Genomic DNA, 9153 nt, shown 5'->3' on the forward strand with positions numbered 1-9153 from the left:
CGGCGGTCGCCCCGAGCGCTCCGGCGGCCCCGGCCGGTCGGGTCCTCCCCGCGCCGGCGCGCGCGACACCGCGCCCGGCCCCCACGGCCGGGACGAGCGCAACGAGCGGACCGTCGTCCCCTTCGGCCCCCCGATCCCGGACTGGGCCACCGAGGGAGCCTTGGACAAGCACGTGCTCCGGGAGTTCGAGGCCCTGGGTGAGCGCCGCTCCTCCGAGGTCGCGCGCCGGCTCGTCGCTGCCTACGTCGCCGCGGACGAGGGCGACTACGCCACCGCCCTGTCCCACGTCGGCGTCGTGCGCGTCGTCGGTGCCCGGCTGGCTGCGGCCCGCGAGGCGGCGGGGATCATCGCCTACCGCTGCGGGGAGTACGAGCTCGCGTCCAAGGACCTCAAGGCCGCGCGCCGCATCTCCGGCAACGACGACATCCTCCCCGTGCTGGCCGACTGCGAGCGGGGTCTGGGCCGTCCCGAGCGTGCTCTCGAGCTCGCTGCCTCCCCGGAGGCCTCGCGCCTCGACCTCGAGGGACGGGTCGAGATGCTGCTGGTCGCCGCGGGCGCCCGGCAGGACCTCGGTCAGGCCGACGCCGCCGTCCTCACCCTCCAGGTGCCGGAGCTGACCGCAGCCCACCGGCAGGAGTGGCACTACCGGCTCGTCTCGGGCTACGCCGAGGCCCTCGCCCTGGCAGGGCGCGAGGAGGACGCGGAGACGTGGCGGGCCACGGCCGCGCGCCACCCGGCCGCCCCCGACCCCGAGGACGACCTGCCCGACGCCGTGGCCTACGACCGCGAGGGCATGGCCCAGGACGACCCGGACGCCTACGACGCCGGCGACGGGGTCGGCGAGTTCGTCGACCTGGGTCCTGACGACGCCGACGGGGGCCACGACGGCCGCGAGGAGCGCCGTGACCGGGACGACCGGCAGGGTCCCCGCAGCTGACCCACGACGGGCGGGGCCCAGGCCCCGCCCGTCAGGACCGCGGCGTCCAGGCCGGCAGCGGCCTGACCAGCGACCCCGGCGGCAGCTTGGGCTCGAAGGCCGTGGCCTTGTAGGGCAGCAGCGCCCCCCGCCGCGCCAGCGCCAGGACCTCGTCCAGGTCGGGCGGGGGCAGCAGGCACGTGAGGGCGCCGTGCTCGGCCGCCGCCGTGGCCACCCGGGTGTCCGGCTCCCGCCGGGTGCGCGAGCGGGCCGTGTCGTCCAGGACGTGCTCGACCAGGGTCGTGACGTCCGTGCGCGGGCGCTCGGGCCACGTCACGGTCCACCGGCGGGCGCCGTGCACGAGCACCACGGAGGCGTCACCGGCCTCGGCGTCGTCGTGCTCGACGACGAGCGCGCCCGCGCCGCTGCACCGGTCGAGCACCGAGGCCACCATCGCCTCGTCCACCCGGTCGCGGCCCTGCTCGTCGAGCAGCACCCGGTGGATCGGCCCCAGCACGAGCGGGGTGTCGTCGGCGTCGACGACCAGCGCCGTCACCTGGGAGGCCACCCCCTCCGCGCGCAGCTGCGCGGCCGCCGCCAGCCGGTGGTGCCCGTCCGCGACGAGGTAGTCCTCCCCGGTCAGCAGCCCGAGCACCTCCTGCCCGGCGTCGTCGGGCAGCTGCAGCACCCGGACGTGCCGCTGCCGGTCGGTGACCTCGTACACCGGGGTGGCCGTGGCGTCGACGGCCCGGCGCACGGCGCCGCCCCCGCGGTGGGTGAGCAGCAGCGGGTCCCGGTCCAGGTGGGCGGTGCGGAGGGCGCGGACCCGGCGCCGCACCGCGCGCGCGTCGGTCTGCTCGTGCGGCACGAGCCCGCCGCCGGCCGGCGGGTCGAGGACCTCCCACGCGGCGACCACGCCGCGGACCCGGGCCACGGGGGAGTCCAGCTCGACGGCGTAGACGGCGGGCGGGGCCAGGAGGTCGCGCCCGGACGGCACCCAGCCGAGCTCCGTGAGACGGCTGTCCTGCCGGGCCGTCTCGGGGTCAGGATGGAGGAGCCGGACCGGCGAGACCCCCGCCGTCCCGGTGATCATGCGGGGCATCGTACGGTCCGGGGGACCTCGGCCCGACGGGCGGCGACCGGTGACGGCAGGGGCAGCACGGAGGAGGACGGACGTGGTGAGGACGTGGCGACGATGACGGACGAGCAGGCCAGGGGGCAGGGCGACGGGGTCCGGCGTCCCGCGGGCGAGGTGTACGACTGGCTGGCCCGGGGGCGGGACCTGCTGGCCTCCGGCGACACCGGCGCGGCCGCGACGCTGCTGCGCCACGCCCACGAGGAGGAGCCGGGCTCGCGCGAGCTCACCGAGACCCTCGCCCGCGCCGAGTTCGAGAACGGCCGCTTCGCCGTGGCCTGCGACCTGTTCGCCAGCCTCGTCGACCTCGCCCCCGACTCCGACTACGCCCGCTTCGGGCTCGGCGCGAGCCTGGTCCGGCTGGGCCGCTACAAGGAGGCGCTGCCCCACCTGACCATGGCCACGGTCATGCGTCCCGGGCGCGCGGAGTACGAGCAGCTGCTCCAGCGGGCCCGGCTGGTCACCGGGAAGGGCGACCGTGCCGACGGCTGAGCACGACGCGGTCCTCCTCGACCTGGACGGCGTCGTCTACGCCGGCGACAGGGCCGTGCCCCGCGCCCCCGAGGCCATGGCCCGGCTCCGGCAGGAGGGCACCCCCGTGCGCTTCGTCACCAACAACGCCTCGCGCACGCCGCAGCAGGTCGCGGACAAGCTCGTGTCCGTCGGGGTGGAGGCCGCCGCCGAGGAGGTGCTGGGGTCCCCCCGCGCCGCGGCCGAGCTCCTCGTCGACCGGGTGGGCGTGCCCGCCGGCGGCACCGTCGCGGTGGTCGGCGGCACGGGGCTGCTGCGTGCGGTGGAGGAGGCCGGCCTGCGGGCGGTGCCGGTCCTGGAGGTGCAGGAGCGCCCGGACGCCGTGGTCCAGGGCTTCTCGCCGGACCTCGGCTGGCGCCACCTCGCGGCGGCGACCCGGTGGGTGCGCGCCGGGGTGACCTGGGTGGCCTCCAACCTGGACCTGACCATCCCGACCGCCGACGGCGTCGCCCCGGGCAACGGGCTGCTCGTCCACGCCGTCGCCGAGGCCTCGGGACGCCGGCCCGACTTCGTGGCGGGCAAGCCCGAGCCCTTCCTCTTCCTGTCCGCGGCCCGGTCGGCGGGGGCGTCGGCCCCGCTCGTCGTCGGCGACCGGCTCGACACCGACATCGCGGGCGGTCGCGCGGCGGGGTTCACCACGGCGCTCGTGCTCACCGGGGTCCACGGGCTCGACGACGCGCTGGCGGCGGAGCCGGCCCTGCGCCCCGACCGGGTCCTGCTCACCCTGGACGACCTGTGGGACTCCCCGACCCGGGAGCGGGCCGACGAGGCCACCGCCGCCCTGCACGAGGCCTGGGACGCGCTGGACGCGCTCACCACCTCCCCGGGGGACGCCTCGGTGGCGGACGACCGGGCGGCCCTGCTGCAGGAGTGGTCGGCGCGGTTGTCCCCAGGCGCGGCCTAGCCGTCCCCAGGGTCGTGCCGACCGGGTCGGTGTCCCGGGTGGCCGGTACCGTCGTGGCCATGCAGCCGGACGCGAGCCAGGGGAGGGACGCGGTGGAGGACCTCGAGGACCTCACCGCGGCGGTGGCCCGGCTCGAGGCGACGGCGGAGGCGCTGGACGCACGCCTCGGTGCGGCCTCTCCCGGGGTCGGGCGGGCGTGAGGCGCCGTCTCGACGCCGAGCTGGTCCGGCGTGGCCTGGCGCGCAGCCGCGACCACGCGGCCGAGCTGGTGGGTGCCGGCCGGGTCAGCGTGGGCGGCCGCCGGGCCGACAAGCCCGCCACCCAGGTCGACGCCGCCGCAGCGGTCCTCGTGACCGACCCCGAGCCCTCGGACTCCTGGGTCGGGCGCGGCGCCGGCAAGCTGGACGGCGCCCTGGACGCGCTCGCGGCACGGGGTCTCGCGCCCGAGGTCCAAGGACGGGTGTGCCTGGACGCCGGGGCGAGCACGGGCGGGTTCACGCAGATGCTGCTGGCCCGCGGGGCCGCCGCCGTCCACGCGGTCGACGTGGGCTACGGCCAGCTCGCGTGGCCGCTGCGCACCGACCCCCGGGTCCTCGTCCGCGAGCGCACCAACGTGCGAGACCTGGTCGCCGGGTCGCTCGACCCCGCGCCCTCGCTCGTCGTCGCCGACCTGTCCTTCATCTCCCTCGGCCTCGTCCTGCCCGCGCTCGTCGCCGCGTCCGACCCGGGCGCGGAGCTGCTGGTCATGGTCAAGCCGCAGTTCGAGGTGGGCCGCGACCGGGTCGGCACGGGCGGGGTCGTCCGCGACCCCGGCCTGCGCGCCGACGCCGTGGTGTCGGTCGTCGACGTCGCGCACGGCCTCGGCCGCCGGCTGGTCGCCGCCACCGCGAGCCCGCTGCCCGGCCCGTCGGGCAACGTCGAGTACTTCGTCCTGCTCGCCCCGGGCGAGCCGGGCAGCAGCGAGCAGGTCCGCAGCGAGGTCGCCCGCGCCGTCGCCGAGGGGCCCGAGGGCGCACCCGCGCACACCGCCGGCGCCGGCCCGGGGGCGACGTCATGACCGTCCGGCCCGCCGACGTGCCGCGCAGCGTGCTCGTCATCGCCCACACCGGCCGCGAGCAGGCGCTGCAGGCGACGGTCTCCGTGGTGTGCGCGCTCGCCGCGGCGGGGGTCGACGTCGTCGTCGGCGAGGACCAGGCCCACGTGCTGTCCGCCGCGATGCGCTCCGCCGACGTCAGCGGGACGTTCCGGGCCGTACCGGTGGACGAGGTGGGGGCGCCCTCGGCGGAGGTGCTGAACACCGTCGACCTCGTGCTCGTCCTCGGTGGCGACGGCACGATCCTCCGCGCGGCCGAGATCGTCCGCGGCACCCCGGCGCCCCTGCTCGGGGTCAACCTCGGGCACGTCGGCTTCCTCGCCGAGAGCGAGCTGGACGGCCTGTCGGACACCGTCGACCGGTTGCTGGCCGCCGACTACGAGATCGACGAGCGGATGACCGTCGACGTCTCCGTCCTGGATGCCGGCCGCGAGGTGGCCCGCACCTGGGCGCTCAACGAGATCGCCGTGGAGAAGGCCAGCCGCCAGCGGATGCTCGAGATCGTCCTGGAGGTCGACGGCCGCCCGCTCACCCGGTTCGGCTGCGACGGCCTGGTCGTGGCCACCCCCACCGGGTCGACCGCGTACGCGTTCTCGGCCGGCGGGCCGGTCGTCTGGCCCGAGGTCGAGGCCATGCTCGTCGTCCCGCTCAGCGCCCACGCCCTGTTCGCCCGGCCCCTGCTGGTGGGCACCAGCAGCACGGTGGCCGTGGAGACCGTGCCGGGTCTCGGCGGGCCGGGCGTCCTGTGGGCGGACGGCCGGCGCTCGGTCGAGCTGCCCGAGCGGGCCCGCGTCGAGGTGCGCCGCGGCGAGGTGCCCGTGCGCCTGGCCCGGCTGGCAGCGACCGGGTTCACCGAGCGGCTCGTGCAACGGTTCCAGCTGCCCGTCAACGGCTGGCGCGGCCCGGGGGCCGGCGCGTGATCGAGGAGCTCCGCATCCGCGACCTCGGCGTCATCGCCGACGCGACGCTGCCCCTGCACCCGGGGCTCAACGTCCTCACCGGCGAGACCGGCGCGGGCAAGACCATGGTCGTCACGGCCCTAGGCCTGCTGCTCGGCACGCGCGCCGACCCCGGCGTCGTCCGAGCCGGCGCCACCGCCGCCGTCGTGGACGGGCTGCTGCGGGTCCGCCCCGGTGCGGAGTCCGGCCGGCTGGCCACCGAGGCGGGCGGCGAGCTCGACGAGGACGGGCTGCTGCTGTCGCGCTCGGTCCCCGCGGACGGCCGTGCCCGCGCCTGGGTGGGCGGGCGTCCCGTGCCGGTGTCGGTCCTCGGGGCCGTCACCGAGCAGGAGGTCACGGTCCACGGGCAGTCCGACCAGCTGCGGCTGCGCTCGACGACGCACCAGCGCGAGCTGCTCGACGCCTTCGCCGGGCCCGAGCACCTGGTCCTGCTCGACGGCTACCGCGTGGCGTGGGCCACGCGGCGTCGGCTGCGCGAGGAGCTGCAGGTGCTCGAGGCGCAGAGCCGGGAGCGGGCCCAGGAGGCGCAGATGCTGCGCCTGGCGCTGGGCGAGTACGACCGCGTCGCCCCCCGGGACGGGGAGGACGACGAGCTGCGGGAGGAGTGGGAGCGGCTGGCCCACGCCGACGAGCTCCAGCGCGCGGCCGTCGAGGCCCTGGAGGCGGTGGCCGGGGACGACGAGGGCACCACACCGGGCGCCCAGGGGCTGTTGGCCGCCGCTCGCGCCGCGCTGGCCGCGGTCCGCGAGCACGACCCGGCCGCGGCCGAGCTCGCCGACCGCGTGGCCGAGCTGTCGTACCTGACGACCGACCTGGGCACGGACCTGGCCGGGTACGCCTCGGGCGTCGACGCCGACCCCTCGCGGCTCGCCGATGTCGACGCCCGCCGGGCGGACCTGGCCCCGCTGCTGCGGTCGCACGGCGACCTGGCCTCCGCCGAGACCTGGGCGACCCGCTCCCGCAGCCGCCTCGACGAGCTCGAGGACGACGGCCTGCCGCAGCGGCTGCGCGAGCAGGTCCGGGCCGCCGACTCGGCGCTGGAGGACCTGGCCGACCGGGTGCACGCCTCGCGCGCGGCGGCAGCCGACCGGCTCGGCGGGCAGGTCACCACCGAGCTCGCGCAGCTCGCGCTCGGGCGCGCCCGGCTCACCGTCGACGTCAGCCGCACCGAAGCCGGCCCGGACGGCGCCGACGACGTGACGTTCCTGCTCGCCGCCCACTCCGGCGCCGAGCCCCGCCCGCTGGCGCGCTCGGCCTCCGGGGGCGAGCTGTCGCGCGTGATGCTCGCCGTCGAGGTCGTCACCACGGCCGAGCAGCCCGTGGGCACGTACGTCTTCGACGAGGTGGACTCCGGTGTCGGCGGCGAGGCGGCCGTCGAGATCGGCCGGCGCCTGGGCCGGCTCGCGGACGGCGGCCAGGTGGTCGTCGTCACCCACCTGCCGCAGGTCGCCGCGTTCGCCGACTCCCACCTCGTCGTCCGCAAGGCCGACGACGGCACCGGCACGGTGTCCGACGTGCGCGCCGTCGTGGGCGAGGACCGGGTTGTCGAGGTGGCGCGCATGCTGGCCGGGCTCGGCTCGTCCGGGACGGCCGCCGCCCACGCGCGGGAGCTGCTCGGCACCGCCGCCCAGATGCGCGCCGACGGTCGCGAGGCCGGCGGGGGTGGCGTCGCCGCGGTGCGTGGTGCCTCCGGCGGTGCGGCAGACGGGACCGTCGGGACCGGCGGGACGGCCGGTGGGAGCCCCTCGCGCGGCACCCGACGGCGCGGTGGGCCCTCGGCACGGCAGCCGGAGGTCCGCGCCCCGGCGTGACACGCTCGGGACGTGCTGGGCATCGGACGACGACGCAAGAGCACCGGGGACGCTGCCGGGGTGGTGGGCAGGGCGCGGGTCGCCGAGCCCGGCCACCTGCCGACCGGTCGCTGGCGGGCCGGCGACGTCGCGGTCCTCGACCTGCCGCACCTGGACACCGCCACCGCGACGAGCCTGCTCGAGCGTCGGCCGGCGGCCGTCCTGCTGGCCGGGCCGGCCACCTCGCCGCGCTACCCCCACCGGGGCCCGGAGCTGCTCCTCGCCGAGGGCGTCGTGGTCGTCGACGACCTGGGCGACCACCTGCGCGAGGTCGTCCGCGACGGCACCACGGTCCGCGTCGACGGCGGGCGGGTGCTCGTCGGGGCCGGGCGCGACCGCTGGGTCGACACCCCCCAGCCGCTGCACGGCCGCGAGCAGGACCTCGACTCCGTCGCCATGGCGGTCGAGCACGCGAGCCGGTCGATGGCCGCACAGCTCGAGGCGTTCGCGGAGACGACGGGCGCGGTGCTGCAGGTCGAGCGGGACCTGCTGCTCGAGGGCGCCGGCGTCCCCCAGGTGCCGGTGCGCATGGCCGGCCGCCCGGTCGTGGTGTGCGTCGACGGGTACGGCCACGAGGACGACCTCCGGCGGCTGCGCTCCTTCGTCGCCGACCGCAGGCCCGTGCTCGTGGGCGTCGACCGCGGTGCCGACGCGCTCGTGCGGGCCGGCCTGAAGCCGGACCTCGTCGTCACCGACGGCGACGGGCGTGACGTGGCGGGCGTCGAGGCGCTGTCGTCCGGGGCGCACGTCGTCGTCCACGCCCGCCCGGGCGATGCGCGGCGAGCCGGGGACGCGGAGGACGACGCGAGCCCGCATGACGGCACCAGCGCACTCGACGGCACCGGTGCGCACGACGACACGGCCGCGCACGACGGCACCGGCACGCACGAGGACGACGTGGACGACGCCACCGGCGCCACCGTCGTCATGACCCGCCCGGCGGCCCGGGCCGCGGGCGGGCCGGGGACGACCCGGTTCGAGTCGCACCTGACGACCGAGGACACCGCGATCCTGCTCGCCCACGCCGCCGGGGCCAGCTGCATCGTCACGGTGGGCTCGCACGCCACGCTCGAGGAGTTCCTCGACCGGGGCCGGGCCGGGGCCGCCAGCACCTTCCTCACCCGGCTGCGCGCCGGCGGCACCGTCGTCGACGCGGCCACCGTCGCCCGGCTCCACCAGCCCCGACGCTCCTGGGCGCTCGTGCTGCTGCTCGTCCTCGCAGCGCTGGTCACCGCCGTGTCGGCCACCGCGGCCACGCCGTGGGGCCAGGAGCAGCTGGACGTCCTGCGCGAGCGGGTCCCCTCCGTCACCTCCCAGCAGTGGTGGCCCGGGGGCTGACCCGCCCGGACACCGCCCGCACCCGCCCACCTCCTCTCGCGCCGCCCACCCCCTCTCGCGCCCGCAGGGGCGGGTGGTTACGGTCGTCCTCCACGACGCCGGCCGGCGCGGGCCTCCCCACCCGCTGCAGCGACCGGCCGCGTACGGAGGTCCCTGACGTGCCGAGCCCCGCCCTGCCCCAGAGCGTCGTCGTGGTGGTCACCTCGCCCACCAAGACGGTCCGGGCGCACGTGCGCGGCCTGGTCCAGCGGCTGGTCGCCGGCGGCGTCGACGTCCGCGTCGCGGGCGCCCGCACGGTCCTCGCGACCTTCGCCGACCTCGTCGACCTCGACCGGGCCGGGGTCGAGCTGCCGCTGGGCGAGGAGCTCCGGCCCGCGCACGACCTGGCGGCCGCCTCGGCCCTGCGGCAGGCGCTGCACGAGCGGCC

At 77.9% G+C, this 9153-nt stretch carries 10 protein-coding genes; 9 read left to right on the forward strand and 1 reads right to left on the reverse strand.

What is annotated here, in order from left to right:
* Positions 1 to 937 (forward strand): tetratricopeptide repeat protein (locus WCS02_RS14185; protein WP_340294329.1); only part of this gene is annotated, 937 nt, incomplete at its 5' end.
* Between the two features lie 31 nt (positions 938 to 968).
* On the opposite strand, the gene WCS02_RS14190 is transcribed toward WCS02_RS14185, so the two are convergent.
* Entirely contained in the window at positions 969 to 2009 is a 1041-nt protein-coding gene (locus tag WCS02_RS14190) for a DUF1015 family protein (protein ID WP_340294331.1), read from the reverse strand.
* Between the two features lie 102 nt (positions 2010 to 2111).
* On the opposite strand from WCS02_RS14190, the gene WCS02_RS14195 reads away from it, so the two are divergent.
* The 8 genes from WCS02_RS14195 to WCS02_RS14230 form a co-directional block, all read left to right on the forward strand.
* A complete protein-coding gene (locus WCS02_RS14195) occupies positions 2112 to 2543 on the forward strand; it encodes a tetratricopeptide repeat protein (protein ID WP_340294333.1) in 432 nt (143 codons plus the stop codon).
* Positions 2530 to 3486, forward strand: coding sequence for an HAD-IIA family hydrolase (locus WCS02_RS14200; protein ID WP_340294335.1), 957 nt, complete (start codon positions 2530 to 2532; stop codon positions 3484 to 3486). The genes WCS02_RS14195 and WCS02_RS14200 overlap by 14 nt, the downstream gene beginning before the upstream one ends.
* A 59-nt stretch (positions 3487 to 3545) precedes the next feature.
* A complete protein-coding gene (locus WCS02_RS14205; protein WP_340294337.1) occupies positions 3546 to 3686 on the forward strand; it encodes a hypothetical protein in 141 nt (46 codons plus the stop codon).
* Positions 3683 to 4543: a TlyA family RNA methyltransferase gene (locus WCS02_RS14210; RefSeq protein WP_340294339.1), complete on the forward strand. Its 861-nt coding sequence runs from the start codon at positions 3683 to 3685 to the stop codon at positions 4541 to 4543. Before WCS02_RS14205 ends, WCS02_RS14210 begins: the two co-directional genes overlap by 4 nt.
* Positions 4540 to 5499 (forward strand): NAD kinase, encoded by a 960-nt coding sequence (locus WCS02_RS14215; RefSeq protein ID WP_340294341.1) that lies wholly within the window; start codon positions 4540 to 4542, stop codon positions 5497 to 5499. Before WCS02_RS14210 ends, WCS02_RS14215 begins: the two co-directional genes overlap by 4 nt.
* Positions 5496 to 7349 carry a DNA repair protein RecN gene (gene recN, locus WCS02_RS14220; protein ID WP_340294343.1) on the forward strand — a complete coding sequence of 618 codons (1854 nt, stop codon included), beginning with the start codon at positions 5496 to 5498 and terminating at the stop codon, positions 7347 to 7349. Before WCS02_RS14215 ends, recN begins: the two co-directional genes overlap by 4 nt.
* A 12-nt stretch (positions 7350 to 7361) precedes the next feature.
* Complete coding sequence (gene steA / locus WCS02_RS14225; RefSeq protein ID WP_340294345.1) at positions 7362 to 8726, forward strand: putative cytokinetic ring protein SteA; 1365 nt, start codon at positions 7362 to 7364, stop codon at positions 8724 to 8726.
* A gap of 158 nt (positions 8727 to 8884) precedes the next feature.
* On the forward strand, positions 8885 to 9153 hold a 269-nt coding region (locus tag WCS02_RS14230; RefSeq protein WP_340294347.1), incomplete at its 3' end, for a hypothetical protein.

Origin of the sequence: Aquipuribacter hungaricus (assembly GCF_037860755.1) — a bacterium.
GTDB lineage: Bacteria > Actinomycetota > Actinomycetes > Actinomycetales > JBBAYJ01 > Aquipuribacter > Aquipuribacter hungaricus.

Coding starts and splice junctions, on each gene's coding strand:
- WCS02_RS14215 (WP_340294341.1), top strand. CDS start 4,540: ATGACCGTCCGGCCCGCCGACGTGCCGCGCAGCGTGCTCGTCATCGCC.
- WCS02_RS14195 (WP_340294333.1), top strand. CDS start 2,112: ATGACGGACGAGCAGGCCAGGGGGCAGGGCGACGGGGTCCGGCGTCCC.
- WCS02_RS14190 (WP_340294331.1), bottom strand. CDS start 2,009: ATGATCACCGGGACGGCGGGGGTCTCGCCGGTCCGGCTCCTCCATCCT.
- WCS02_RS14205 (WP_340294337.1), top strand. CDS start 3,546: ATGCAGCCGGACGCGAGCCAGGGGAGGGACGCGGTGGAGGACCTCGAG.